Origin of the sequence: Bordetella genomosp. 9, from assembly GCF_002119725.1 — a bacterium.
In the GTDB taxonomy this organism is placed as follows: Bacteria; Pseudomonadota; Gammaproteobacteria; order Burkholderiales; family Burkholderiaceae_B; genus Bordetella_C.
This window is the reverse complement of the sequence record NZ_CP021109.1, coordinates 1142149-1167266: the sequence shown is the minus strand read 5'-3', so window position 1 is coordinate 1167266 and position 25118 is coordinate 1142149. Positions and strand designations below refer to the sequence as shown.

Sequence of the window (25118 nt, the reverse complement as noted above, 5' to 3'; positions counted from 1 at the left end):
CTGCTGGCGGCAGCCTCTTCACCGCGGACTGCCGGGGGCGGCGGGTAAAATGGCGGTACACCGACACGCATCTTTGCCGTCCCCACATCATGTTCAATCCGTCACGCGACCAAGTGCGCGAGTTTTTCATCGAAGCCTGGCGCAAGCACCGCGACGGCGACGTGCTGACCCCGCTGGAATCCATGGCGATCGACTGGATCGTCGAGCATCCGGAATACCATGACGACCTGGGAAGCCAGGATGCCATGACGGCGGAATATCCGGTCGAAAAGGGCCGCACGAATCCTTTCCTGCACCTGTCGATGCACCTGGCGATCGCGGAACAACTATCCATCGATCACCCGCCGGGCATCCGCGCTGCCTACCAGAAGCTGGTCGCGCGCAGCGACGCACACCATGCGGCGCACGAAATCATGGAATGCCTTGGACAGGTTGTGTGGGAAGCGCAGCGGCTGGGCAAACCGCTGGATAGCGATACCTATATCGACCTTATCCGCCAACGCGCGGAGCGCTGAGGCGATGCGGCCTGGCGCCGCCGCTGCGAATGGATGGGATCAATGCGGCCTGCGGAGCCGCCAACGTCACTTGCGGCTGCCCAGATCGCTGGGTTGGCTGGCCAGCCAGGCCGCGACGTTGTCGATGTCGGTATCGCTGAGCTGCGCCGCGAATGCCCCCATGATGGGGTTCTTGCGGATATTCGCGGTGGACGCCGCGCCGGACTGGCCGCGCTTGTACGCCGTGAGCGCATGGCGCAGAAAGTCTTCGTGCTGCCCCGCGAGTATCGGATACGAAGGATCTGTCGGGGTCTTGGCGTCGGCGCCGTGGCACGATGCACAGTTGAACTTCTGATACACCGCCTTGCCGGCATCCAGGTCGCCGGCCTGCGACACGGTGGCGGCTGCGCCCAGCAATACCCCGGCCAGGGTCACGATCGTGCGTTTCATGAATGTCCCCGTTGCTTATTTGAGGTTGGCGTAATACGCCGCGATGTCGGCGATGTCCTGATCGGACAGGCTGCCCGCAATGGCGTCCATACTCGGATGGCTGCGCTCGCCCTTCTTGTATGCGTTAAGCGCGTTCTCGATGTATTTGGCGTTCTGGCCGGCGATCATCGGTACGCGATAGACCTCGGGGAAAGCGGTCTTGTAGTCGGGAATGCCATGGCAGCCTATGCACATGGACACTTTGCCCTTGCCGGCCTGGGCATTTCCGCCCTGGGCACCGTCGGCCGCATGCGCGGGCGCCACGATGGCACAGGACACCATGATGGCGAGCAGCGACGTCTTACGCATTACAGTGGTTCGCAACTTCATGAATGGGCTCTTGATGTGGCGGCTTTGGTTGCTGGAACTTCTGGAACTGCTTTGCTGAACGGTTCGCGGACCGGCCTCCTCCGGGCTGCAAACCGACTGATTGTACGATAATTGGCCATTGCCAACGAAAGGCCGTATCCCATGCGGCCGCCGCATGCGAGGCTCTTCCTCATGCCCGACGCTTCCCCTGCCGCCCAGCCCCGATTCGAAGGCACGGATCGCTACGTTGCCACCGACGATCTCAAGCTGGCCGTCAACGCCGCCCTGACGCTGCAGCGCCCCCTCCTGATCAAGGGAGAACCCGGCACCGGCAAAACCATGCTTGCCGAAGAAGTCGCCCGGGCGCTCGGCCGGCCCCTGCTGCAATGGCATATCAAGTCAACGACGAAGGCGCACCAGGGCCTGTACGAATACGATGCCGTATCGCGCCTGCGCGATTCTCAGCTGGGCGACGAGAAGGTGCGCGACATCCGCAACTACATCGTCCAGGGCGTGCTATGGCAGGCCTTCGAGGCGCCCGAGCCTGTGGTGCTCCTGATCGACGAAATCGACAAGGCGGACATCGAGTTCCCCAACGATCTGCTGCGCGAGCTGGACCGCATGGAGTTCCATGTGTATGAAACGCGGCAGACCATCGTGGCCAGGCACCGCCCGCTTGTCATCATCACGTCGAACAACGAAAAAGACCTGCCGGACGCCTTCCTGCGCCGCTGCTTTTTCCACTACATCCGTTTTCCCGATCGCGAAACCATGCGCGATATCGTGGCCGTTCACTTCCCGACGCTGCGCGCCGACGTGCTGCGGGCCGCGCTGGACACGTTTTTCGCGCTGCGCGAAGCGCCCGGGCTCAAGAAGAAGCCTTCGACCTCGGAGCTGCTGGACTGGCTGAGGCTCCTGCTCGCCGAAAACGTTCCCGCGGGCCAGATCGAAGCGCACGCGGCCACCGCCGTGCCGCTCATGGCGGGCGCGCTCTTGAAAAACGAGCAGGACATGCATTTGCTGGAGCGCCTGGCCGCCATGACCCGCTCGGGCCAGCGGCGCTAGGGCCTGTTGACTTGAACGATGCGCCGGCCGCGCCGACGGAGGCCGCCATGCTGATCGACTTCTTCTACCATCTGCGCGCGCACAAGCTGCCCGTTTCGGTGCAGGAATACCTGACGCTGCTCGAATCGCTGCGAACGTCGCTGATGCCGCCCACGCTGGACGACTTCTATCACCTGGCGCGCATGGCGCTGGTCAAGGACGAGACCCTGTTCGACCGCTATGACCAGGCTTTTGCCGCCTACTACCGCGGCATTGCTGCGGCGCTGCCGCCGGACAAGGAAATCCCGCTGGACTGGCTCATCAAGGCGTTCGAACGCACGCTCACGCCGGAAGAGAAAGCAGCCATCGAGACGCACGGCTGGGATAAGCTGATGCAGCTGTTCAAGGAAAGGCTGCACGAGCAGACCGGCCGCCACGCCGGGGGCAGCAAGTGGATCGGCACGGGCGGCACATCGCCCTTCGGCAACGGCGGCTACCACCCCGAAGGGATACGGGTCGGCGGGGAATCGGCCGGCAACCGCAGCGCCGTGAAGGTCTGGGACATGCGCCAGTTCCGCGACTACGACGACACGCTGGAACTCGGAACGCGCAATTTCAAGGTGGCGCTGCGCCGCTTGCGGCGTTTCGCGCGCCAGGGCTCCGAGTTGGAGCTGGACCTGGACGACACGATCGCCAGCACTGCCCGCAACGCCGGGCATCTGGACCTGCGCATGGTGCCGGAACGGCGCAACACCGTGAAGGTTCTGATGCTGCTGGACGTGGGCGGCAGCATGGACGACCACATCGCCCGCGTCGAAGAACTGTTTTCCGCGGCACGCAGCGAATTCCGCCACCTGGAGGTCTACTACTTCCACAATTGTCCCTACGAACGCCTTTGGCAAAGCAACCGCCGGCGCCAGAGCGACAGCTTCGATACCTGGGACATACTGCGCAAGTACAACGCCGACTGGCGATTGATCATCGTCGGCGACGCCACCATGAGCCCGTATGAAATACTGCAGCCGGGCGGCTCGGTGGAGCACATGAACAAGGAAGCGGGCGCGGTATGGCTGCAGCGGCTGCTGGAGGCCTGGCCCAAGGCCGCCTGGCTGAATCCGGAGCCCACGGCCTCTTGGCCTTACCGCCAGTCCATCGCCATCCTTCGCGAGATCATGCACGACCGCATGTATCCCGTCACCGTCGCGGGACTCGAACAGGCCATGCACATGCTATCCAAATGACGTTTTCCGGCGGCGCGCCGCGATGCCGCGCCAGCCGGCGCGGCCTATTTGGGCGCCGCCATCATTTCCGACTCCAGGCGCGAACGCGGAAATGCGCTGTCGGGGTTGCTCGGGACGAATTCCGAGACCATGGACCGGTCGCCCTGGTAAACGAAATAGCGGACATGCTTCATGCCAGATTGGCGCACCACGCGGCTGACGGCGTTGATGTCGGTCAGGCTGAGCGCAGGGTCGATCAGCACGGCCACCGGCGTGTTGACGCCGCGGTTCTTGTCCTTGCCGACCGCGGCCAGGGCCATGCCGAGCTGCCTGCGGTCCAGCCGCCGGGTCTCCGCATCGACGGTGTACTGCGGCGCCTTCCCGCCCTTGGCGGGAGGATAGGTATCCACGATCACCGGCGAGCGAGCCGCGGCGACGGCGCACAGGCTCCAGCCGGCCAACAGAAACAGGATCTTGCGCGAAAAATTCATCGGGAATGATTCCTCGAAATGCAGGGCCGATAAAAAGCGAGGTGGAAATATACCTTGCCCGCCCTGCGCGCCGTCGAGGCGGCGTGCCCGATCGGCCACGCAGCATCCAGGAACCACGCGCCAACGGCCGGAACCTATCGCCCCGTATACACTCCAATTACTGAACTCATCCACCAGGGAATCTCGTCCATGCCCATGTATCCGCCAGCATTGTCGCGCCACCTGAAAACGCTGTTGCTGTCATCGTTCATCGCTTTCCAGGCCGGCGCCGCAACCCTGCCGGAGGGCACGAAGGAGGTCGCGTCGGTCGAGGGCATCACGGAATACCGCCTGAGCAACGGCCTGCGCGTCCTGCTCGCGCCCGACGACTCCAAGCCGACCACCACGGTCAACATGACTTACCTGGTCGGCTCGCGCAACGAGAACTACGGCCAGACAGGCATGGCCCACCTGCTTGAACACATGCTGTTCAAGGGCACGCCCACCACGCGCAACGCGATGGGCGAATTCTCGCGCCGCGGCCTGGCCGCCAACGGGTCCACGTCCAGCGACCGCACGAATTACTTCGCCAGCTTCGCCGCGAACCCGGAGACCCTGGACTGGTACCTGGGATGGCAGGCGGACGCCATGGTCAACTCACTGATTGCGCGCGAAGACCTGGACTCCGAGATGACTGTCGTGCGCAATGAGATGGAAAGCGGCGAAAACAGCCCCTTCCGCATTCTCATGCAGAAGATGGAGGCGGCCGCATTCCAGTGGCACAACTACGGCAAGGACACCATCGGCGCGCGCTCGGACGTCGAGAACGTCGATATCGGGCAGTTGCGGTCTTTCTACCATCAGTATTACCAGCCCGATAACGCGGTGCTGATCGTGGCCGGCAAGTTCGATCCGGACCAGGCCTTGCAGGCAATCGGGCGCACGCTGGGCAAGGTGCCCCGCCCCGCGCGCGAGCTGCCCCGCGAATACACGGTCGAACCGGTTCAGGACGGCGAACGCGAAGTCACGCTTCGGCGCACCGGTGGCGCGCCGCTGGTGGCCGCGATGTATCACGCGCCCGCCGCCGGCAGCCCGGATTACGTGCCCCTGGACCTGGCCACGGTCATGCTGTCCGATACGCCGTCCGGCCGGCTGTATCGCGAAATGGTGCCGCGCAAGCTCGCCTCGGAAGTTTTCGGTTTCGCCATCGAGCAACGCGACCCGGGCATCGTCATGTTCGGCGCGCAGCTGGAACCGGGCATGGACCAGGCCGCCGCGCTGAAAGCCATGACGTCCACGTTGGAGTCGATCGGGCGCCACCCCTTCACGCAGGAAGAACTGGACCGCGCCCGCGCCAAATGGCTGCGCGACTGGGAACAGACCTACAGCGATCCTCAGCGCATCGGCGTCGCGCTGTCCGAGGCCATCGCCAGCGGCGACTGGCGCCTGTTCTTCCTGCAGCGCGACCGGGTCCGGCAAGCCAAGCTGGCCGACGTGCAGCGCGTCGCCGCCGCATACCTCGTCCCGAGCAACCGCACGGCCGGCCGCTATATTCCGACGCCCACGCCGGTGCGCGCCCCCGCCAACACCCGGGTGGACGTGACCGACGTGCTCAAGGACTACAAGGGCGACCCGGGCTATGCGCAGGCGGCGGCTTTCGACCCGTCGCCCGCGAACATCGACAAGCAGACGCAGCGCACCACTTTGAAGCTGCCCAATGGCAAGGTGGACCTTGCCCTGCTGCCCAAACCGACCCGCGGCCACCGGGTGCGCGCCCGGCTGCTGATCCAGTTCGGCAACGTCGATACCCTGCGCGGCCAGCGCGCCGTCGCGGATGCCGTCGCCGACATGCTGGACCGCGGAACATCGAAGCTTTCACGCCAGGCCATTCAGGACCGCTTCGACCAGCTGAAGGCGGACGTCAATTTCAGCGGCTCGGGGACCAATCTGTCGGTGTCCATCTCCACGACCCGCGAGAACCTGCCGGCAGTCGTCTCCACCGTGCTGGATGTCGTGCGCAATGCCAATTTCCCGCAGGCCCAGGTAGAGGAATACAAGGCCCAGGCCATCACGGCCATCCAGAACGCGATGAACGAACCGTCTGCGCTGGCGCTGCGCGCCCTGGCCCGCCAGGACAATCCGTGGCCCAAGGACGACATCCGCTACGTGCCCACCTTCGAGGAATCGCTCGCCAGCGTACGTTCGCTGTCGCATGACGTGCTGGCGCGCTTCCACGCGCGCTTCTACGGCGCCGGCACCGTCGCGTTCTCGGCGGTGGGCGACTTCGATCCCGACGCGACGCAGGCCGCTTTGAAGAAGGGGCTTGCAGGCTGGAAGCGCGGCGAGCCCTACACCCGGGTGCCCGAGCCGTACCACGCCGTGCCGGCCAAGACCATGGAGATCGCCACGCCGGACAAGGCCAACGCCTTCTATGCCAGCCGGCTGGCCTTGCCGATGCAGGACACCTCTGCGGATTTCCCCGCGCTCTACATGGCGAACTTCCTGCTGGGCAGCTCCGAAACTTCGCGGCTGTGGGAGCGGGTCCGCGAAAAAGACGGGCTGTCCTACAACGTCCGCAGCAGTCTGAACGCGTCGTCCTATGAACCGCGCGGCGCCTGGACCATTTACGCGATCTACGCCCCCGAGAATCGCCAGCGGCTGGAACAGGCGATGCGCGAAGAGCTGGCGCGCGCGCGCAAGGATGGATTCAGCGAGGACGAGATCCGCGACGGCATCGCCGCCCTGCTCAACTACCGCCGCCTGGCGCGTGCCCAGGACGACGTGCTGGCCAGCGCCTGGGTCGATTACATCCGCCTGGGGCGCACCTTCGCGTGGTCCGCCGACATGGACCGCAAGATCGCGGCGCTGACCGCCGAGGACGTCAACGCGGTCCTGCGCAAATACCTGAAGCCGGAAGACTTCAGTACCGCGGTGGCGGGCGACTTCAGCAAAACCGCCAAGTAGCGCCCGGCCGCCGGCGGGCGCCATGACGGGCGCGGGTGTAACATCCCCGCAGCGCGGGGCTCGCCCCGCCTTTTTTTCGGAGCCACGCCTTGAAATATCGCAAACTCGGCCATACCGACATCGAAGTCAGCCTGATCGGCCTGGGCACAATGACCTGGGGCGAGCAGAATTCCGAAGCGGACGCACATCAGCAACTGGACTATGCGCTGGCCCATGGTGTCAATCTGGTGGACACCGCCGAAATGTACCCGGTGCCGCCGAAAGCGGAAACCCAGGGACGCACCGAGACGTACATCGGCACCTGGCTCGCCAAAACGAAGCGCCGCCAGGACATCGTGCTGGCGAGCAAGATCGCCGGTCCCGTGCGTGACCCCAAGCGGCCCGGACATATCCGCGGCGGCAAGACGTTTCACGACCGCAAGAACCTGACCCAGGCGCTGGACGAGAGCCTGAAGCGCCTGCAAACGGATTATCTGGATCTGTACCAGCTGCACTGGCCCGACCGCACCACCATGACGTTCGGCCGCGGCGCGTACCCCTGGGTGAAGGACGACTACACCGTGCCCATCGAGGAAACCCTGTCCGTGCTGCAGGATTTCGTGCGCCAGGGCAAGGTCCGCCACATTGGCGTCTCGAACGAAACGCCTTGGGGCGTCGCACGCTTTCTCCGGCATGCCGAACTGGACGGCCTGCCGCGCATCGTGTCCATCCAGAATCCTTACAACCTGTTGAACCGGCTTTACGAGCAGGGGCTGTCCGAGTTCAGTCACCACGACAACGTGGGCCTGCTGGCCTATTCTCCGCTGGCCATGGGCATGTTGAGCGGCAAGTATGAGAACGGCGCGCGGCCCGCGGGCGCACGCTTGACCCTGTTCGACCGCTTTACGCGCTACAGCAGCCCGCAGTCGGTGGCGGCCACGCAGGAATACGTCGAGCTGGCGCGCCGCCACGGCCTGACTCCGACGCAACTGGCCCTGGCCTGGGTCAATACTCGGCCCTTCGTGACCAGCAACCTGATTGGCGCGACCACGCTGGAGCAGTTGAAGGAGAACATCGACAGCGTCGGCGTCACGCTGGACGAAGCCGTGCTCGCGGGAATCGAAGCGATCCACACCCGCTATCCGAATCCCGCGCCGTAACGGCGCTGCCGCCCGGCCCGGCCGGGCGGCACACCGCTTTCAATGCGGCGCCGCCTGTCCCCAGCGGCGCAGCGCCAGGCAGACCGCGAGCGCCAACGCGCAGAACACCGCCATGCTGCCCGTCACCGCCAACGCGCCCAAGCCGCCGAAATAGCGGCTTACCATGGCGCTGGCGAAGGCGCCCATTCCCATCATCAACGCATTCATCAAGGCCGATGCCGCGCCCGCCACTTCCTTGAGCGGCTGCAGCGCCCCCTGCTGCGTGCTGGGCGTGATCAGTCCGTAGCAGAAAGCGTTCAGAATGAAGAACGGCACTAGGTTCCAGGGCCTGATCGCGTGCGCCAGCGTCAGCGCCAGCATGATCAGCGCGGAACACAGGGCGATGGAAAGACCGACCTGGATCAGTCTGTCGCCGGAGACAAGGCCGGCCAGCCGGCCGCTCAGATAAGAGGCCAGCATGATACCGGCGGCGCTCATCGCGAACAGCAGCCCGAAGACCTGCGGCGAAACGCCCAGCGTTTCCATCAGCACCAGGGAAGATCCGGTCACGTAGGCGAAGTGGCTGCCGAAGCCCAGCGCGCAAATCGCCATATAGGCCAGGCTGCGCGGCTTGCGCAGCAGCATCAGGTAGGCCCCGGCCGTGGGGGTGGCGGCCGGCCGCTGCGCGCGCGGATGAAGCCGCGCGGGCGCGGACTCCTCCAGGCCCAGCCAGACCACCGCCAGGATCGCCAGGCCCGCGATGGTCATCATCGCGTAGATCCAGCGCCAGTTGCCGATATCGAGCAGGAAGGCCCCCACGGACGGCGCCACCATCGGCGCGATGACGCGGATGATGGCGATATGGGACAGCAGTTGCCGGACGCGGGCGCCTTCGAAGTGATCGCGCACCAGGCTCATGGACAGCACCGCTCCAGCGCCCGCGCCGGCGCCCTGCACCAGCCTCCACGCAAGGAACGTCGAAATCGATCCCGACACGGTGCAGCCCGCGCCGCCCAGGACGTACAGCGCGCAACCGAACAGCAGCAGCGGGCGCCGGCCCAGTCTGTCCGAAAGCGGCCCGTAGACCAGCGGCGCCGCGGCGAAGCCAACGAAGAAGATGCTCAGGCTCAGCGCCACCCGCGCCGGATCCGTATCGAGGTCCCGCGCCACCGCGCCGAAGGCCGGCAGGCCGACGTCGATGGAAAGCGAGGCCAGCGCGGCGAGTGCGCCGCAGAACAGGATGAATCCGAAGGAATGCGGGGAAATGCGCGAACGGGGTGTCATCGGAAGCAGGGATGCATGGACAGGCGCCCTCGCCGGCAAGGGCCGCATGCGGAAAAACAAAAAGCTCCATCGTGGCGATGGAGCTCGTTCGTAGCGGGCTGGCGCGGGAGGCTGATGGGAAACACGGCGGCTGGATTGGCCTCGGTGTCCGAGGCGCGAAAGATTATTCCATAACGATCGCGCCCCGGCCAAATGGGGGCTGACAGCGTGCTGACGCCCCGCTGCCGTACGGATGGATTGCACTGCGCATCCGCCCGTCGGCGCGAGGGCGCGGCCCGCAATGGCGGTTATTGCCGGACGCCTTCCGCCTGAATGTGCAGGGTCGTCTTCATGAAGAACCCGTAGTCCTTGGCGAAGGAAATCCCGTAGTCGGAGCGATCGAAAGTGGCCGTCGCTTCGGTGCCGCACACTTCCTTCTTGATGATGGGATTCTGGTAGCACTTGAAAGACACCAGCGTCAGCGTCAAGGGGCGCGAAACGCCATGCATCGTAAAGGTGCCTTGCACCGCCACGGGCTTGCCGTCCTTGAACTGCACGCTGTCCGACTTGAATGTCGCCGTGGGATAGCGCGCCACGTCGAAGAATTTGTCCGTGCGCAGCTCTTCGTCCAGCTTGGCGTTGCCGGTGTTCACCGACGCCATGTCCACCGTCACGTCGACGCGGCCGGTGCCCGCCTGGGAATCGAGCACCACGGTGCCATGGCTTTTGTTGAACTTGCCGCGCCAGATCGACGCGCCGGCAAAGTGGTCCGTTTCGAAGCTCGGGTAGGTGTGATCGGGATCGAGTTCATAGGTCACCGGTTCGGCGGCTGCCGCGGCGGTCATGATGGTGGCGGCGACGGCAAACGCGAGCGTCGGGATGCGCATGAGAGTCCTCTTACTTGGATGAGATTGCGGCAGGGAAACCAGATGGCGGCCGGCCGATGCGGCCGCAGCTGCGGCAGTGGGGCTTGCCCATCCGCCAATTCAAACTGACAGGCAGCTTAGCGCGATCCCGCCGGATCGGGCATCGCATGAAAGGCGGTAGTCATATAACCAATACGCATATTGATACGTCCCTATATGCTTTGTGGAAAAATAGACGGCCTGCTAGAGTGCGGATTCGGACGAATCTTACCGTCCCCCTTTCTTCGCCTGTTGGAGACCGAAATGAAGCGGTTTTTTTCGATGCTGGCGGTGGGCTTGCTGGGAATCGCGGCAAGCGCCATGGCGTATGCGCAGGACGACCTGGCGCAAATCAAGAAAGCCGGCGTGATACGCATCGGCACTGAAGGAACGTATGCGCCTTTCACCTATCACGACGCGAAAGGTTTGACCGGGTTCGACGTCGAAATCGGCCGCGCCATCGCGCAGCGCCTGGGCGTCAAAGCCGATTTCGTGGAAGGCAAGTGGGACGGCCTGATCGCCGGCCTGGATGCCGGCCGCTATGACGCGGTGATAAACCAGGTTGGCATCACGGACGCGCGCAAGGCCAAGTACGACTTCTCGGATCCCTATATCTCTTCCCAGGCGGTTCTCATCGTCCGCGACGACAACCGCACGATCAAGTCGTTCGATGACCTGAAGGGCAAGCGCTCCGCGAACACCTTGACGAGCAACTTCGGCAAACTGGCCCAGAAGTACGGGGCGCAAGTCGTGCCGGTGCAAGGCTTCAACGAGTCCATCGACCTGCTGCTGTCCGGCCGCGTCGATGCGACCATCAACGACAACCTGTCTTTCCTGGACTTCAAAAAGCACAAGCCGGACGCCAAGGTGCGGGCTGTCGCCAGCGACAAGACGGCGGAGTTCAGCGAGTCCGGTGTCCTGGTGCGCAAGGGCAATCCGGACCTGGTGGCCGCGATCAACAAGGCCCTGGCCGACATCAAGGCCGACGGCACGTACAAAAAGATTTCCGAAAAGTACTTCGGCACGGATCTCTCGGCGCGCTAAGGGATGGACGTGCCGGCCTGGTTGAAGCTGATGACGGACTCGTTCTGGCCGCTGTTGCAGGCCGGACTGCAGTTCACCGTTCCGCTGACGCTGATTTCCTTCACCGCCGGCTTGCTCCTGGCCTTCGTGGTGGCGCTGATCCGGCTGTTCGGTCCAGCGCCCGCGGTCGCGGTCGTACGGTTTTACGTGTGGCTGATCCGCGGCACGCCCTTGCTGGTGCAGCTGTTCGTTATCTTCTACGGCCTGCCCAATATCGGCATCGTGCTGGACCCGCTGCCCGCCGCGCTCATCGGCTTTACGTTGAACGTCGGGGCCTACAACTCCGAAGTCATCCGCGGCGCCATCGAATCCATCCCCAAAGGCCAATGGGAAGCGGCTTATTCGCTTAGCATGACGCGCTGGCAGGCGATACGGCGCACGATCCTGCCGCAGGCCGCGCGCGTTTCGGTGCCTCCCTTGTCCAACTCCTTCATCGCGCTGGTCAAGGACACATCCCTGGCGGCGGTGCTGACCGTACCGGAAATCTTCCAGGCCGCCCAGCGGATCGCCGCCGTCACGTATGAGCCGCTGATCCTTTACACGGAAGCGGCCCTGATCTACCTCGTATTCAGCACTGTGCTGTCTTCGGCGCAGGTACGCCTGGAAAAGCGCTTCGGCAAACACGCCGTCTTCGCCGGCAGGACGCAATGATCCGCTTGTCGCACATCCAGAAGCGCTTCGGCGCGCTGCATGTCCTGAAGGACGTGAGCATCGACGTGCCCGAGGGCAGCGTCACCGCGCTCATCGGGCCCTCGGGCAGCGGCAAGAGCACGCTGCTGCGTTGCGTGAACCTGCTGGAAATTCCGGAGTCCGGCGAACTGGAACTGGGCGAGGCCCGCGTCGCCTTCCAGCCCGGCGTCCGCACGACGCCCGATGCCATTCAGCCGGTGCGGCGCCAGACCGGCATGGTCTTCCAGAACTTCCAACTGTTCCCGCACCGCAATGTGCTGGAGAACGTCATGGAAGGCCTGGTGACCGTGCAGCGCTGGCCCAAGGCCCGCGCCGCCGCACGCGCGCACGAACTCCTGGCCAAGGTCGGCATGCAGGACAAGGCCGACGCCTGGCCCGCCACGCTTTCCGGCGGGCAGCAGCAGCGTGTGGCCATCGCGCGCGCATTGGCCCCGTCGCCGCGCGTCCTGCTGTGCGACGAACCGACGTCCGCGCTGGACCCGGGCCTGGCCGCCGAAGTGGTCGATGTGCTGCGCCAGCTCGCCAGCGAAGGCATGACCATGCTCATGGCCACGCACGATCTGCGTCTGGCCGCGAATATCGCGCAGCAGGTGATCTTCCTGGAAAATGGCGCCGTGGTGGAATCGGGCTCGGCCCAGACCATCTTCACCCGTCCGGCGGACCCGCGCACCGCGCGCTTCGTCGCCACGCTGACGGAAGGTCTGCCGACGACCTGGGCAGCCGCGGCGCCGGCCGGTTAGGGGCCGCCGTCCGGCATCGCCCCTTCCCGCATTCGAAAAGAGGAAACGATGATCGAGCTCTATTACTGGCCCACGCCGAACGGCCACAAAATCACGATGTTTCTTGAAGAGGCCGGACTGGATTACAACATCCACCCCGTGGATATCAGCGCAGGCGACCAGTTCAAGCCTGAATTTCTCGCCTTCTCGCCCAACAACCGGATGCCCGCGATTATCGATACCCGCCCGGCAGACGGGGGCGAACCGATCACGGTCTTCGAATCCGGCGCCATCCTGCAATACCTGGCCGAAAAAACCGGCAAGTTCCTGCCGGCGGACGTGCGGGGCCGCAAGACCGTCATGGAATGGCTGTTCTGGCAGATGGGCGGGCTTGGGCCGATGGCCGGCCAGAACCATCATTTCGGCATTTATGCGCCGGAGAAACTGCCCTACGCCATCGACCGCTACGTCCGCGAAACGAACCGCCTGTATGGCGTGCTGAATCGCCGCCTGGAAGGACGGACCTACATCGCTGGCGATGAATACACCATTGCGGACATGGCGTCGTACCCCTGGATCGTCCCATGGAAACAGCAACAGCAGAATCTGGACGACTTCCCCAACCTGCGCCAGTGGTTCGATCGCGTCCGCGCGCGCCCGGCCACCATCCGCGCCTATGAGAAAGGCGCACCCTGGACCAATCGCCCGGCGGTGACCGAGGAAGGAAAGAAGATTCTGTTCGGCCAGACGGCAAGCAGCGCTTCGGCAGGCGGAAAAACCGCTTAAGAACGTGGCGGCGGCGCCGTTATCAGGGACGTTACGGGTTTTTTCCCGCCTCCGTCGCCTGGAACGCCGCCCATGCAAGCCATGCTTCCCATCGCCGGTTCCGCCCTGGCCATCCAGCCCGCGGCAACCGGCAATACCAGCGCCGCCAGCAATGAAGCCACGCAGGCTTCCGTCGCGCTGGCGCCGTCGGCCAGCGTCACGCTGACGGACCTGCAGGCCGCGCTGGCCGCCCAGACCTACACGCCCGCCGGGTCGCTGAACCCGGCCGTGGCCAGCTGGGAAAGCGAGGCCGCCGACACCATTACGTCGATCATGTCGCGCAACTATGCCGCCGGCACGCTGGGCGGCCGATTCGCCGGACTGGGCGCCGCGCTGATGGGCCACCTTGCCACCGACGGCGGCAATTATGCGCAATCCGTCCTGCGCAGCGCGTCGGCCGACCCGGCCAACGCCACCGCACTGGACCAGGTGCGTCGCAGTCAACTGCACAACCAGGCGGACAACCAGGTTACGTTGCAGATCCAGACCCGCGGCGGCGCCTCCGTGACGCTGACGCTCGGCAGCCAGGCCGGCGGGCTCGCCGTACAGATCCAGGTCTCCAACGGCACCCTGAGCGACGCGGAGCGCAACGCGCTGGCCGGGCTGGGCGCCGCCTTCCAGGCCGCCATCGACGGACTTGCGGGCGAGCCGCCGACGCTGGCGCTCGAGGGCCTGACCCGCTTCGATTCAAGCGTCCTGTCCTCGGTTGACCTGAATGCCAGCTTCACGCTGGCCGACGGCAGCGCGCAGACGCTGGCTTTTCATGCGGACAGCCAGGAGCGCAGCGTCGCGTTCACCGGTGCGATCGGCACGGTAAGCGTGAATGTGGACATGTCGAACGCCGGCCTCATCGGCAGCGCCGAACAGCAGGCCCGCGCCCTGGACACGTATGTAAGCCAGATCGAGCAGGCCGGCATCCGGGGCCGCGGCAACGCGTCGTTGGTGCAGATGTTCGAAGACGCCTTCACGACGCTGAACAGCCACTACCCGCCCCAGACCGGCGCGCCGGTGGCGGCGGCCGGCAAGCCCATCGGCCTGGACGATACCGACCGCGGCATGCTCACCGGCCTGGCGGACTTCAGCGCGTCGGTGCGGGCGAGCGACGCGCCGTCGATCAATCCGCTGCAGCCGGACGAACTCGACACGTTCGCCTACCAGTTCTCGCAGCAGACGCGGGTGGAAGGCGCGGATGCGCGCAATCGGTCCATCGAGCAATCCCAGCAGGCGCATCTGACCGCCAGCTATCATCAGTCGCTCTACCCGGACACCCCGCTGAACCTCACCGACAAGCCGGAGTCGCAGAACTACTACTTCTACCAGCTGGACGATACGGCCAGCAGCGTGGCGCGCATCGGGTATCGCGACGGCGCATTGGTGGAGGCTTCGATCGAGCAATCTGCGAACCGCTCCACCCGCATCATGAAATACGTGATGGGCGACCTGCAGCAAGACGCCATCATGCCCTCGCAGGTCTCCCGCACCTTCGATTTGCTCGATCGGCTCGGACCGGGCGAGCCGGACAATCGATCGCCCGGATCGCTCGATATGGCGATCTGGCGCGACACGCTGGCGGCGGCCAGCAGCCTCGCGTTGATGAAAACCGACCCCGCGCTGCTGCGGGCCGCGCGATTCGACATGACGGCAGGCCATACCGCGCGCTGAACCGCCGGCATTGCGCGGCGCCGTCCGGACGCTTCGGCTGGCGCCGTAGCGTCCGCGGGACAAAACCGGTACCTTGGCATGGTGTCCGCATCGACGGAGGCGCCATGGCAACCATTGCATCCCTTGCCGAAACCGCGGCCCTTGTGGGCGACATCGCGCGCGCCAGCATGCTCGCCGGCCTCATGGACGGCCGCGCGCTGACGGCCACCGAGCTATCGCGGCTCGCCGGCATTACGCCGCAGACGGCCAGCGGCCATCTTTCCCGGCTGACCGTCGCCGGCCTGCTGACGGTCCAGCGGCAGGGCCGTCACCGTTATTACCGCCTGGCCTCGCCGTCCGTGGCCCGCACGCTGGAAAGCCTGATGACGCTCGCCGCCGAACGCCACGGCGTGCGGACGGATGCCGCGCCCGCGCTCGCCACCGGGCCGAAGGACCAGGCGCTGCGGTACGCCAGGACGTGCTACGACCACCTGGCAGGCGAACTGGCCGTCGCCATCGCCGACAACATGACCGCGCGCGGCCACATCGATCTTTCCGGCGAGGGCGGCGCCCTCACCAGACAAGGCGAAACGTTCCTGAGCGAACTTGGCATCCGGCTGGATGGAGGCTGCCGTGGAGCCTCGACGTCCGGGCGCGGGCGCATCTTCTGCCGGCCCTGCCTGGACTGGAGCGAACGGCGCTTTCATATTGCCGGCGCGCTGACCGCCGGCACTGTGCGCGCATTGTCTGGAACAGGGGTGGGTGCGCCGCGTCAAGGGCACACGCGCCGTCGCGGTCACGCCGTTGGGCCGGTTGCGGTTCCGGGATGTGTTCGGAATCGGCCAGAAAACCTGAGCTGTCGCAGTGCGGTGTCCGCAGCGGTCGCCAGCGCTAATATCGATGCCTCTTGCCAACCCCATGGAAATCAACATGCAAAACACGAAAGTTGCGCTGATCATCGCGGGCGGTTCCGGACAAGGCGCGGCCACGGCGCGCAGGCTTGCCGCGGACGGCTACCACGTCGGCATACTGTCGTCGTCCGGCAAGGGAGAAGCCCTCGCCAAGGAGCTCGGCGGCGTGGGCGTCACGGGAACGAATCAGTCGAATGACGACCTGAAGCGCCTGGTCGACCTGGCAATGGACAAGTGGGGCAGGATCGATGCGCTGGTGAATTCCGCCGGCCATGGCCCCCGGGCCCCCATCGTGGAAATCTCCGACGAAGACTGGCATCGCGGCATGGACGTCTACCTGCTCAGCGCCATCCGTCCCATCCGGCTGGTCACGCCCATCATGGAAGCCCAGGGCGGCGGCGCCATCGTCAACATCACCACCGCCTGGGCGTTCGAGCCTGCGGCGATGTTCCCCACATCGGCGGTATTCCGCGCAGGACTGGCCAGCTTCACCAAGATCTATGCGGACGCGTATGCGGCCAGGAACATCCGCATCAACAACGTTCTGCCGGGCTGGATCGACAGCCTGCCCGGCACGGAGGAACGCCGGCAATCCGTACCCATGGGCCGATACGGGAAGGTGGAGGAAATCGCGGCGACGGTCGCTTTCCTGCTGTCGGAAGGCGCGGGATACATCACGGGCCAGAACATCAAGGTCGACGGCGGGCTGACGCGGTCGGTGACCTAGGGCCTGTTGACGCTGGCCCGCTGCTGGACGGAACGCAGCGTTACGTCGCCACCGCCTGCTCCAACGTCAGGCCGCGGTCTCCGTCCAGCGTCACGTGGGCGCCCAGCGGCAGCGTCAGGTTGGGATCGCCATGGCCGCTGGGCCAGCCGGCGATGACCGGTATGCCGAGTCCACTGAAATAGTCCTGCAGCAGCGTGTAGATGGCGGCTTGTGCGAGGCCGTCGGGTTCCGATGCGCCCAGACCGGTGAAGCTTCCGGCCAGCACCCCGCGCAGGCCGACGAACTTGCCGGCCTCGCGCAGCTGGGACAGCATGCGGTCCACCCGTGGCGGCGCCTCGTTGACGTCTTCGATGAACAGGATCGCGCCGCGCGTATCGATCTCGTGCCGCGACCCGATCAATGCGGCGATCAATGTCAGGTTTCCGCCGATCAGCCGGCCCGACGCCCGTCCCGGCAGCAAGGTGGTCAGCATGGGCTGCGGAGGCGGCGCCACGGGACTGCCGGACCCGGCCTGGCCGCCGATCATCCGCCACAAGGCGGACTCCGTGGGCGGCTCGCGCCCCGCCAGGAAATCCTGGCCCAGCATGGGACCGTGAAAGGTCACGAAGCCCGCGTGCCGCTGGATCGCCAGATGCAAGGCGGTGATATCGCTGTAGCCGATGAACGGCTTGGCGTGCCTGCGCAGCAGCCCATAGTCCAGGGCGTCCAGCAAGCGCCAGGAGCCGAAGCCGCCTTGCAGGCACCACACGGCGCCGACGTCCGGCGCCGCGAACGCATCGTGCAGGTCCCGCAGCCGCGCCGCGTCGGGGCCGGCCAGATAGTCCAGCGGCGCCTGCATGCGGGTGCGCGATGCCGGCATGATGCGCGCCGCCACGTTCCTGGATTGCAGCCAGCTGGCGGCATCGTCGGCGGCGTTCGGGGCGGCCGACGCGGGCGCCACGATGGCCACCGTGCTGCCGGGGCGGAAGGCCGGCACGGGCGCGGCGAAGCGTCCGTGCCCCATCGCCGGCAGGGATGCCGTCTCGGCGCTCGATGCTACGCCGCTGTCGCCCTGCCCCTGTCCGCGCCGCACCGCCGGCGCACACCCCGACAACAGCACGCCGGCCAGCCCCAGCGATGCGGAAGCGCCCAGCAGGCGCCGACGCTTGGCGGACAGTGGCGGATGTGGCAGCGGGCGTTTCATCGGTAAATCACGCGCGGAATCGGACATGCGTTCGGAAGTCATCGAGGGATAAGCGGGCGCAGCGATTTTAAGACGGGGCGGCAGAGCACCGCCGGCCGGGCGTGTGGCGCGGCATGCCGCAGACGTACGGGTTTCCCGCAGTGTTCGCGTTGCGGAGGAACGGCGTATCTTGTTCGTACGTTAATCATACAAACCACACGGCCACGGCCGGCAAGGGGATGACGATGAAGCGACGCACCGCGCTGAAGACGATGGGCTGCACGGCGATCCTTGCCATGTCGCCGACGGCAAGAGCCCAGTCCACTTCCGGGTATCCCAACCGGCCATTGAAGATCATCGTGTCATCGACGCCGGGCAGCGCCACCGACGTCGCCGGCCGGCTGGTGGGCGACATGCTGGCCGAGCGCTACCGCCAGAGCGTCGTCATCGAGAACAAGCCCGGCGCCGGGGGCGTCATCGGCATGACAGCCGCCGCGGCGGCGGAGCCGAACGGCTATACCCTGACCACGGGCGGCCTGGGACACAACGTGCTGCCGCCCGCGACGCTGCGCGGATTGCCTCTGGACATTCCGCGCGCCCTGCTGCCCGTGGCGCAGGTGGCGGAGTTCGTCAATGTGCTGGTGGTGCGTCCGGATCACCCCGCCAGTTCTGTGCAGGACCTGATCGCCGACCTCAGGAAATCGCCCAGGAAAGCTCTGTACGGCAGCAATGGCGTGGGCAGCTCCGCGCAGATGACCGCCGAGCTGTTTGCCATGCAGACCGGGCTGCAGCTGGACCACGTGCCTTACAAGGGCGCCAGCGAAGCGCTGGTGGGCACCTCGATGGGCGACCTCGATCTGTGTTTCATGAACATGCCCCCCACCCTCCCCATGCTGCGCGCCGGCAAGCTGAAAGCCCTGGCGGTGACCAGCCCCTATCGCGCCCGCCAGCTGCCTGACGTACCCACCATGCAGGAGCAGGGCATGCCGGATTTCGAAGTCACCAGCTGGCTCGGCATGTACGTGCCGGCCAAGGTCAGCCCGGCCATCGTGGCGCAACTGTCGCGCGACATCGTGCAGGGCATGTCCACGACGCTGCAGCAGCAGCGCCTGATCGCCGCCGGACTGGAACCCAAGTTCCGCGAGGCCGAAGATTTCCAGGCCTTTTCCGCCGCCGAACTGCAACGCTGGAGCAGCGTCGCGCAACGGGCCAATATCGTCGTCGAGTACGGCGGCAAGGGATAGCGCGCCGCCCGGCCGGCGCGCCGTCATGCGCGGGTGAATGCTAGGCCGCGACGTAGGCGGTCTTCACTGCGGTATAGAACTCCAGCGCATATTGTCCCTGCTCGCGCGCCCCGTAGCTGGACGCCTTGCGTCCGCCGAAGGGCGCGTGATAGTCCACCCCCGCCGTGGGGCAATTGACCATGACCATACCGGCCTGCGACTCCCGCTTGAAGTGGTTCGCATGCTTCAGCGACGTCGTGCAGATGCCGGACGAAAGACCGAACTCCGTATCGTTGGCGACTTCCAGCGCCTCTTCATAGCTGCCTACCGGAATGGCCGCCGCGACGGGGCCGAAAATTTCCTCGCGGCAGATGCGCTGGGCATTGCTGCAATCCACGAAGAGCGCGGGACGCATGAAATAGCCTTCGGTATCCGCCTTGATGCGCTCGCCGCCATAGGCGAGCACCGCACCTTCATCCTTGCCGATGCGCAGGTAGTTTTCGTTCTGCGCCAATTGATTTTCGTCGACCACGGGGCCGATATCCGTGCCAGCCTGCAGCGCATGGCCCACCTTCAGTCCTTCCAGGCGGCGCTTCACGCCCTGAACGAACGCGTTGTAGATGCCGCGCTGGACGATGAAGCGGCTCGACGCCGTGCAGCGCTGACCGGTCTGGAAATATGCGCCGTTGACCGCGCATTCCACCGCCACATCCAGGTCGGCATCATCCAGAACGACCAGCGGGTTCTTGCCCCCCATCTCCATTTGCACCTTGGCGAGCCGCCCGATGGCGGCCTCCGCCACCTTGCGGCCGGTGGCGACGGAACCGGTGAAGCTGATGGCGTCCACACGGCGGTCTTGCAGCAAGGCCTGCCCCACCACCGAGCCGCGCCCCATGACCAGGTTGAACGCGCCTTCCGGCAGACCGGCGCGGCTGATGATTTCCGCCAGCGCCCACGCACATCCGGGCACCAGGTCTGCCGGCTTGAACACCACGGCGTTTCCGTATGCCAGCGCCGGCGCGATCTTCCAAGCGGGAATGGCGAGCGGGAAATTCCAGGGCGCGATGATGCCGACCACGCCCACCGGCTCCCGCGTCACCTCCGGTTCGATGCCGGCGCGGTTGACGGGGAGCACCTGTCCCGGCACCCGCACCGCTTCGCCAGCAAAGAACTTGAAAATGCCGCCAGCCCGGTCGACTTCGCCACGCGCGTCGTTCAGGGTCTTGCCCTCTTCGCGCGCGAGCAGCGTTGCAAGCTCCTCGCGGCGGGCAAGGATCTCGGTGCCGATGGCGTCCAGCACATCGAATTTGCGCTGTGCGGTCGTGCGGGCCCATGATCGCGCCGCGGCGCGCGCCGCGCCGATGGCCTGCGCGGCCTGTTCCGCATCCGCCTGAGCGTATTCGCCGATGACGTCGGCAAGATCGGAAGGATTGATGTTTGCGCGCGCCTGCGCGGAGGCGACCCACCGGCCGCCGATGTAGTTGTCGTGCATGATGGTCCTGGTCGATATGGAGGGAATGCGGGAAGGCCGCCTCAAGGCAGTACGGCCTCGATCAGGAAGGGCGACGGCTCGGCCACCGCCTGATGGAACAGCCGGCGCAGTTCGGACGTGGTGGTTGCCTTTGCCGCCGGCACACCGAGCGAACGGGACAGCTGCACCCAATCGACGGACGGGCCGGACAGGTCGAGCAAGGCCTGCACGTCGGGACGCTGCAGCACATGGCCGGTGCGCTGCATTTCGTTCTGCAGCACCTGATAGCGGCGGTTCGCCGCGATCACCACCACCACGTTGGCGCGCTCGCGCGCCATGGACCAGAGCGCCTGCGCCGTGTAGAGCGCGCTGCCGTCCGATTGCAGGGCCACCACCTTTCTGTCGGGCGCGGCAATGGAAGCGCCGAAGGCTGCGGGCAGGCCCTGGCCGATGGCGCCGCCGGTCATTACGATGGTGCTGTGGCGGGCCGCTTGGCTTGCCATTGCATTGAACGGAAAGCCGATCGTGCCGCCCTCCACCGAAACGATGGCCTGGTCGGGAAGGTTGGCTGCGATCACCTGCGCTGCCGCCGCGGCGGTCAGATCGTCGCTCAGGCCCGCATCGGAAATCCGTGCCGGCGCCTGCAATCGCGCCGGCTGCAGACCGAGCGAGTCGGCCAGCCGGCGCAGCGCCGCCAGGCCGCCGCCGCCCGGCTCGGACAGCGTCGTCATGCGAGCAGGATCGCCAAGGTAGCTCGGATAGCCCTGCGCCCCGAAAAACGCCACCGGCGGCAAGGCATCGACCAGCGCTACCCGGGCGTACTCCAGCAGGTAGGGATGCCCTTGCTCGGCCAGGTAGGAAAAACGCCGGATGGAAGGCAGGCCGCCGCCGTGCTCGCTGCGCGCCGGGAAGGTTTCGCCGATCAGGTCTACGTTGTCCAGTTGCGCGAAACGCGATGCCTGCGTCAAGGCTTCCGTCGTCATGGCGCCGGCGCCCAGGAACAGCAACACCCGCTGGCCCTGGCGGATCGTTTGCGCCAATGTGTGGACGGCCGATTCATCGAAGACGCCCCGCGCCGGCGCGCACGCCACCGCCGCCGGCCCCCAGTCGGCGGCTCCCTGCTGCATGTCCATCGGCAGCACGAGGCTCGCAATACCGCCGTCCGGCCGCAGGACTTCCCGCAGGGCGGACTGCACGCCGGATTGCAGGTTGGCCATGCTATCGGCGCGCCATACCCCCGCGGACACCGGACGCGCGAGCGACTCGATATCCGACGCCAGGGGCGGATCGGCAGACAGGTGCCACGACATGTGCTCGCCGATCACGTTCAGAATGCGCGAGCGCGCGCGGCGCGCGTTGTGCAGGTTCGCGATCGCGTTCGCAAAGCCGGGACCCAGGTGCGTCAGCGTCATCGCCGGCATGCGCGAGATACGGAAATAGCCGTCCGCGGCGCCCGAGCACACGCCCTCGAACAGGCTCAGGATGGGCCGCACCTGCGGAACATGATCCAACGCCGCGACAAAGGGAAGCTCCGTCGTGCCAGGGTTGGCGAAACACACCCGCAGGCCTGATGCCGCGGCCGAACGCAGCAGCCATTGCGCGCCGTTCTGCGCGGCCGGCCCGGCTGCCGGCGGGGCCGCATGCGCGGATGCCGGGAAGACTGATGCGGCGCTGTCGGCCGGCAGGTTCGATACGTCGGGCATGGCCTCAGGATCCAAATTTCAACGACACGCCAGCCTCGCGGGCAACGCCCGCCCAGCGTTTCAGCTCATCGCGGTTCAGCTTGGCAAACGCCTCCGCTCCGGCGCCCTTCGGCTCGAAGCCGGCGCCGCCCAGCGTCTTCGCAGTCGCCGGATCGCGGACGCCTTCGACGATGGCGTCGCTCAGGCGCTGGACCAGCTTCGCGTCCATCCCGGCCGGGCCGTAAACGCCCAGCCAGCTGGTGACCGCAAAGTCGCGCATGCCCAACTCCTCCATGGTCGCGACATCGGGAAGCTCGCGGCTGCGGTAGGGGCTGGTCACGGCCAGCGGCCGCACCAGGCCCTTCTTGATCAGGCCCATGACCGGCGGAAGATTGCTGAAGGTGAAATCGAGATTGCCGTTCGTCACGTCGACCAGCACTTCCGAACTGCCCTTGTAGGGAACATGCAGGCATTTCACGCCGTTGCGCATGCAGAAGAATTCCGCCGTCATGTGCGCGGAAGTCCCCGTGCCGTTGGAGCCATAGCTGAGCGCATTCGCGCTCTTCGCACGTGCGCGGGCCAGCAGGTCGTCGAGAGACCGGATAGGCGAGTTGGCGCCAACCACCAGCACGTTGACGAATTCCGCGACCTCGGCGATGGGGGTGAGCGCGCTGCCGTAGTCGATGGGATAGCCCTGGGAGGTCGCCGGCGGCAAGACGATCCCGCCCAGCCCGTTCAGCAGCAGCGTATATCCGTCGGCCGGCGCCCGCGCGACCATCTGGCTGCCGATCAGGCCGTTGGCGCCCGGCCGATTCTCCACCACCACGGGTTGCCCGAACCGCCGGGAGACGATCTCGCTGACCAGCCGTCCAGCGATGTCGGTTACCCCGCCGGGCGGGTACGGCACGATGAGCTTGATCGGTTTGGACGGCCAGGTCGGATCATCGGCAAATGCCGGACGCCAGGCAGCGAGCGCGCACAGGCCGCCTGCGGCGGCCTGCAATAAGGCACGACGTTTCATGATTCACTCCAGGTTTACCAAGGCCTTCGTGCCCGGTTGCAAGCGGATGAACTCGGTGAAGCGATGCTGCGGTGAAGCGGTGCTGCGGTGAAGCGATGCTGCGGTGAAGCGATGCTGCGGTGAAGCGGTGCTGCAGTGAAGCGGTGCTGCGGTGATGCTTGATGTGTGATGCGTGATGCGGTGATTCCGCGGGATCGCTGCTGGCGATCCCGCTCAAGCCATGCCGCGGCGATACGCCGCGTTCAAATGGCGGCGCCCCGGCGGCTCGGCGCCATCAGGGCATCCCAGGAACCGCCCTTCATGAATTGCGCCCAGCGGCGGTAATAGGCCCGCGCGTTCTCCTCGGTGTACTCGCCATTGACGACGGCGCCCGGGATTTCCGGCACCGGCTCGGCGTGACCGACGCCCATCTGGTAATTGAAGTACAGCTGACGGGACATGGCGCCCATGCTTGCCTCGGTGGCGCCGGTCCAGTTTTCCATGTCGTCCGATTCCGTCATGCCTCCAGGGCCCGAATAGCGCAGGAAATAATGGCGCGCGGCGTCCTTGACGGCTTCCGGCGCGTCGGCGTCGATCAGGTACATCCGCCACATCTCCATTTCGGTCGGACTGATGGGATGGAACACCGCCAGAGAGCGGGGCTGACGCCCATGGAAAGACATATTCGGGAAGATGGTGCCCACGCTCAACTGCACCCGCATGCGGTCGCCCAGCGTACGCACACGCGTCTCGTGCACTTCGCGGTAATAGGCTTCCACCTCCGGATACCGGGCGTACATCGGCGAATAAGGCGGCTCTTCGAAGTAAGGCAGGCGCCCCAGCAAACCATGGCCCAGCTGCGGGAAGCAAATGGCCGAACGCGAAACCGACGGGTCGCGACGGCCCTTGCCGCCGCTGGGACCGATGCCCACGATGTCCACCGACCGGTGGCTGATGTCGTGGTACAGGTCGCCGATGAAGTTCTCGGGCGCGAACTTCCAGTTGCAGTTCACGCGCCATTTCTGCACGCCGCCGATCACTTCTGAGCCGCCTTCGCGGCCGTCGCGGTGGTCCAGCGCGGCATCCAGATAAAGCCGCATGCCGCCCAGGTATTCCTCGAAAGGCGGCGCGTTGGGGTCCCAGGTGGCGAAGATGGCGCCCTTGTAGTTGCAGACCTGGGCCACTGTCTTCAGGCCCCATTCCTTCTTGTTCAGCTCGCCCTTGTAATGTGTGGCATGACCCGGGACGCCGACCAGTTCTCCCGGCCGCTCCACCAGCTTGCCGTCGGTGGAAAAGCTCCACCCGTGGTACGGACAGGTGAAGGTGCGGTTGTTGCCGTGATCGTAGCGGCACAGCTTCATGCCCCGGTGCGCACAGCTATTGAGCATGACCTGGATTTTGCCCTGGCGGTCGCGCGTCAGGATGACGGATTCGGTCCCCATGCGCGAGACGAAGTAGTCGTCCGCCTTCGGCACCAGGCTCTCGTGCCCGACGAACAGCCAGGCGCGGGAAAAGATGTGCTCCAGTTCCTGCTTGAAAATTCCGTCGTCGACGAAGATGGAACGGCTGACCATTCCTTCGTCGGCGCGGACCAGGGTCTCGATGCTAGACGCTGACATGACTATCCCGCCACGTTGTTGCAGGGCCGGGCTGAGCCGCCCCGGCCGGTACCCCGAGCGCTCGCCCGGGCCTGAATACGATAATCCTA

Annotated in this window: 23 protein-coding genes and 1 pseudogene; 13 read left to right on the top strand and 11 right to left on the bottom strand. The window is 65.9% G+C overall.

Translation table 11 applies throughout. The features are described 5' to 3' along the window. The first annotated feature begins 89 nt into the window (after positions 1 to 89). Entirely contained in the window at positions 90 to 515 is a 426-nt protein-coding gene (locus CAL13_RS05435; protein ID WP_086056461.1) for a DUF1841 family protein, read from the top strand. A 66-nt stretch (positions 516 to 581) separates the two neighbouring features. Here CAL13_RS05435 and CAL13_RS05430 read toward each other — a convergent pair whose 3' ends face one another. Both CAL13_RS05430 and CAL13_RS05425 read right to left on the bottom strand, forming a co-directional pair. Next, positions 582 to 944, bottom strand: a complete 363-nt coding sequence (locus CAL13_RS05430) for a c-type cytochrome (RefSeq protein ID WP_086071754.1) — start codon at positions 942 to 944, stop codon at positions 582 to 584. Between the two features lie 15 nt (positions 945 to 959). Beyond that, complete coding sequence (locus CAL13_RS05425) at positions 960 to 1313, bottom strand: c-type cytochrome (protein ID WP_198297732.1); 354 nt, start codon at positions 1311 to 1313, stop codon at positions 960 to 962. 171 nt (positions 1314 to 1484) lie between these two features. On the opposite strand from CAL13_RS05425, the gene CAL13_RS05420 reads away from it, so the two are divergent. Both CAL13_RS05420 and CAL13_RS05415 read left to right on the top strand, forming a co-directional pair. Then, on the top strand, positions 1485 to 2357 hold the full coding sequence (locus tag CAL13_RS05420; protein ID WP_086056459.1) for an AAA family ATPase: 873 nt from the start codon (positions 1485 to 1487) through the stop codon (positions 2355 to 2357). Positions 2358 to 2404: 47 nt separating this feature from the next. Next, positions 2405 to 3577: a vWA domain-containing protein gene (locus CAL13_RS05415; protein WP_086059269.1), complete on the top strand. Its 1173-nt coding sequence runs from the start codon at positions 2405 to 2407 to the stop codon at positions 3575 to 3577. Positions 3578 to 3621: 44 nt separating this feature from the next. Here the strand turns inward: CAL13_RS05415 and CAL13_RS05410 are convergent, their stop codons facing one another. Further along, on the bottom strand, positions 3622 to 4047 hold the full coding sequence (locus tag CAL13_RS05410; RefSeq protein WP_086056458.1) for a hypothetical protein: 426 nt from the start codon (positions 4045 to 4047) through the stop codon (positions 3622 to 3624). A gap of 195 nt (positions 4048 to 4242) precedes the next feature. On the opposite strand from CAL13_RS05410, the gene CAL13_RS05405 reads away from it, so the two are divergent. Both CAL13_RS05405 and CAL13_RS05400 read left to right on the top strand, forming a co-directional pair. Beyond that, on the top strand, positions 4243 to 6990 hold the full coding sequence (locus CAL13_RS05405) for a M16 family metallopeptidase (protein WP_086073525.1): 2748 nt from the start codon (positions 4243 to 4245) through the stop codon (positions 6988 to 6990). Positions 6991 to 7079: 89 nt separating this feature from the next. Further along, complete coding sequence (locus CAL13_RS05400) at positions 7080 to 8129, top strand: NADP(H)-dependent aldo-keto reductase (RefSeq protein ID WP_086071753.1); 1050 nt, start codon at positions 7080 to 7082, stop codon at positions 8127 to 8129. A gap of 39 nt (positions 8130 to 8168) precedes the next feature. On the opposite strand, the gene CAL13_RS05395 is transcribed toward CAL13_RS05400, so the two are convergent. Together CAL13_RS05395 and CAL13_RS05390 are read right to left on the bottom strand one after the other, a co-directional pair. After that, positions 8169 to 9392 carry a multidrug effflux MFS transporter gene (locus tag CAL13_RS05395; protein ID WP_157664807.1) on the bottom strand — a complete coding sequence of 408 codons (1224 nt, stop codon included), beginning with the start codon at positions 9390 to 9392 and terminating at the stop codon, positions 8169 to 8171. A 287-nt stretch (positions 9393 to 9679) separates the two neighbouring features. After that, on the bottom strand, positions 9680 to 10258 hold the full coding sequence (locus CAL13_RS05390; RefSeq protein WP_086071751.1) for a YceI family protein: 579 nt from the start codon (positions 10256 to 10258) through the stop codon (positions 9680 to 9682). 282 nt (positions 10259 to 10540) lie between these two features. Here CAL13_RS05390 and CAL13_RS05385 point away from each other — a divergent pair, with 282 nt between their 5' ends. The 6 genes and pseudogenes from CAL13_RS05385 to CAL13_RS21630 all read left to right on the top strand — a co-directional run. Beyond that, on the top strand, positions 10541 to 11320 hold the full coding sequence (locus tag CAL13_RS05385) for an amino acid ABC transporter substrate-binding protein (protein ID WP_086059267.1): 780 nt from the start codon (positions 10541 to 10543) through the stop codon (positions 11318 to 11320). Between the two features lie 9 nt (positions 11321 to 11329). Next, positions 11330 to 12010: an amino acid ABC transporter permease gene (locus CAL13_RS05380; protein WP_086073524.1), complete on the top strand. Its 681-nt coding sequence runs from the start codon at positions 11330 to 11332 to the stop codon at positions 12008 to 12010. Further along, positions 12007 to 12789, top strand: a complete 783-nt coding sequence (locus CAL13_RS05375) for an amino acid ABC transporter ATP-binding protein (RefSeq protein WP_086071750.1) — start codon at positions 12007 to 12009, stop codon at positions 12787 to 12789. Before CAL13_RS05380 ends, CAL13_RS05375 begins: the two co-directional genes overlap by 4 nt. Positions 12790 to 12837: 48 nt before the next feature. Further along, positions 12838 to 13554 (top strand): glutathione binding-like protein, encoded by a 717-nt coding sequence (locus CAL13_RS05370; protein ID WP_086071749.1) that lies wholly within the window; start codon positions 12838 to 12840, stop codon positions 13552 to 13554. 72 nt (positions 13555 to 13626) lie between these two features. Then, a complete protein-coding gene (locus tag CAL13_RS05365; RefSeq protein ID WP_086071748.1) occupies positions 13627 to 15255 on the top strand; it encodes a hypothetical protein in 1629 nt (542 codons plus the stop codon). A gap of 104 nt (positions 15256 to 15359) precedes the next feature. Next, a pseudogene (locus CAL13_RS21630) lies at positions 15360 to 15491 on the top strand (ArsR/SmtB family transcription factor); the annotation flags it as partial. On the opposite strand, the gene CAL13_RS21625 reads toward CAL13_RS21630, so the two are convergent. Beyond that, entirely contained in the window at positions 15468 to 16193 is a 726-nt protein-coding gene (locus CAL13_RS21625; protein WP_332459907.1) for a hypothetical protein, read from the bottom strand. The pseudogene CAL13_RS21630 and the gene CAL13_RS21625 overlap by 24 nt on opposite strands. Here CAL13_RS21625 and CAL13_RS05355 point away from each other — a divergent pair. Next, positions 16165 to 16872, top strand: coding sequence for an SDR family oxidoreductase (locus CAL13_RS05355; RefSeq protein ID WP_086059265.1), 708 nt, complete (start codon positions 16165 to 16167; stop codon positions 16870 to 16872). The genes CAL13_RS21625 and CAL13_RS05355 overlap by 29 nt on opposite strands. Positions 16873 to 16912: 40 nt before the next feature. Here the strand turns inward: CAL13_RS05355 and CAL13_RS05350 are convergent, their stop codons facing one another. Further along, complete coding sequence (locus tag CAL13_RS05350) at positions 16913 to 17848, bottom strand: S66 peptidase family protein (protein ID WP_086059264.1); 936 nt, start codon at positions 17846 to 17848, stop codon at positions 16913 to 16915. A 431-nt stretch (positions 17849 to 18279) separates the two neighbouring features. On the opposite strand from CAL13_RS05350, the gene CAL13_RS05345 reads away from it, so the two are divergent. Next, positions 18280 to 19278 (top strand): Bug family tripartite tricarboxylate transporter substrate binding protein, encoded by a 999-nt coding sequence (locus tag CAL13_RS05345; RefSeq protein ID WP_232467768.1) that lies wholly within the window; start codon positions 18280 to 18282, stop codon positions 19276 to 19278. Between the two features lie 40 nt (positions 19279 to 19318). On the opposite strand, the gene CAL13_RS05340 is transcribed toward CAL13_RS05345, so the two are convergent. From CAL13_RS05340 to CAL13_RS05325, 4 genes are all read right to left on the bottom strand, one after another. Then, positions 19319 to 20749, bottom strand: a complete 1431-nt coding sequence (locus tag CAL13_RS05340; RefSeq protein ID WP_086071747.1) for an aldehyde dehydrogenase family protein — start codon at positions 20747 to 20749, stop codon at positions 19319 to 19321. Between the two features lie 41 nt (positions 20750 to 20790). Beyond that, entirely contained in the window at positions 20791 to 22431 is a 1641-nt protein-coding gene (locus tag CAL13_RS05335; protein WP_086071746.1) for an acetolactate synthase large subunit, read from the bottom strand. A gap of 4 nt (positions 22432 to 22435) precedes the next feature. Then, the gene (locus CAL13_RS05330) at positions 22436 to 23431 is read right to left on the bottom strand and encodes a Bug family tripartite tricarboxylate transporter substrate binding protein (RefSeq protein ID WP_232467767.1); all 996 of its coding nucleotides are present in this window, start codon (positions 23429 to 23431) and stop codon (positions 22436 to 22438) included. A gap of 242 nt (positions 23432 to 23673) precedes the next feature. Continuing rightward, a complete protein-coding gene (locus CAL13_RS05325) occupies positions 23674 to 25029 on the bottom strand; it encodes an aromatic ring-hydroxylating dioxygenase subunit alpha (RefSeq protein ID WP_198297731.1) in 1356 nt (451 codons plus the stop codon). Between the last annotated feature and the right edge of the window lie 89 nt (positions 25030 to 25118).

Bases quoted from the DNA above. Each gene is read 5' to 3' on its own strand.
- CAL13_RS05365 (WP_086071748.1), top strand. From the start codon at position 13,627: ATGCAAGCCATGCTTCCCATCGCCGGTTCCGCCCTGGCCATCCAGCCC.
- CAL13_RS05420 (WP_086056459.1), top strand. From the start codon at position 1,485: ATGCCCGACGCTTCCCCTGCCGCCCAGCCCCGATTCGAAGGCACGGAT.
- CAL13_RS05325 (WP_198297731.1), bottom strand. From the start codon at position 25,029: ATGTCAGCGTCTAGCATCGAGACCCTGGTCCGCGCCGACGAAGGAATG.
- CAL13_RS05390 (WP_086071751.1), bottom strand. From the start codon at position 10,258: ATGCGCATCCCGACGCTCGCGTTTGCCGTCGCCGCCACCATCATGACC.
- CAL13_RS05340 (WP_086071747.1), bottom strand. From the start codon at position 20,749: ATGCACGACAACTACATCGGCGGCCGGTGGGTCGCCTCCGCGCAGGCG.
- CAL13_RS21625 (WP_332459907.1), bottom strand. From the start codon at position 16,193: ATGATCAGCGCAACTTTCGTGTTTTGCATGTTGATTTCCATGGGGTTG.
- CAL13_RS05410 (WP_086056458.1), bottom strand. From the start codon at position 4,047: ATGAATTTTTCGCGCAAGATCCTGTTTCTGTTGGCCGGCTGGAGCCTG.
- CAL13_RS05430 (WP_086071754.1), bottom strand. From the start codon at position 944: ATGAAACGCACGATCGTGACCCTGGCCGGGGTATTGCTGGGCGCAGCC.
- CAL13_RS05355 (WP_086059265.1), top strand. From the start codon at position 16,165: ATGCAAAACACGAAAGTTGCGCTGATCATCGCGGGCGGTTCCGGACAA.
- CAL13_RS05415 (WP_086059269.1), top strand. From the start codon at position 2,405: ATGCTGATCGACTTCTTCTACCATCTGCGCGCGCACAAGCTGCCCGTT.
- CAL13_RS05385 (WP_086059267.1), top strand. From the start codon at position 10,541: ATGAAGCGGTTTTTTTCGATGCTGGCGGTGGGCTTGCTGGGAATCGCG.
- CAL13_RS05370 (WP_086071749.1), top strand. From the start codon at position 12,838: ATGATCGAGCTCTATTACTGGCCCACGCCGAACGGCCACAAAATCACG.
- CAL13_RS05375 (WP_086071750.1), top strand. From the start codon at position 12,007: ATGATCCGCTTGTCGCACATCCAGAAGCGCTTCGGCGCGCTGCATGTC.
- CAL13_RS05330 (WP_232467767.1), bottom strand. From the start codon at position 23,431: ATGAAACGTCGTGCCTTATTGCAGGCCGCCGCAGGCGGCCTGTGCGCG.
- CAL13_RS05435 (WP_086056461.1), top strand. From the start codon at position 90: ATGTTCAATCCGTCACGCGACCAAGTGCGCGAGTTTTTCATCGAAGCC.
- CAL13_RS05405 (WP_086073525.1), top strand. From the start codon at position 4,243: ATGTATCCGCCAGCATTGTCGCGCCACCTGAAAACGCTGTTGCTGTCA.
- CAL13_RS05425 (WP_198297732.1), bottom strand. From the start codon at position 1,313: ATGAAGTTGCGAACCACTGTAATGCGTAAGACGTCGCTGCTCGCCATC.
- CAL13_RS05335 (WP_086071746.1), bottom strand. From the start codon at position 22,431: ATGCCCGACGTATCGAACCTGCCGGCCGACAGCGCCGCATCAGTCTTC.
- CAL13_RS05345 (WP_232467768.1), top strand. From the start codon at position 18,280: ATGAAGCGACGCACCGCGCTGAAGACGATGGGCTGCACGGCGATCCTT.
- CAL13_RS05395 (WP_157664807.1), bottom strand. From the start codon at position 9,392: ATGACACCCCGTTCGCGCATTTCCCCGCATTCCTTCGGATTCATCCTG.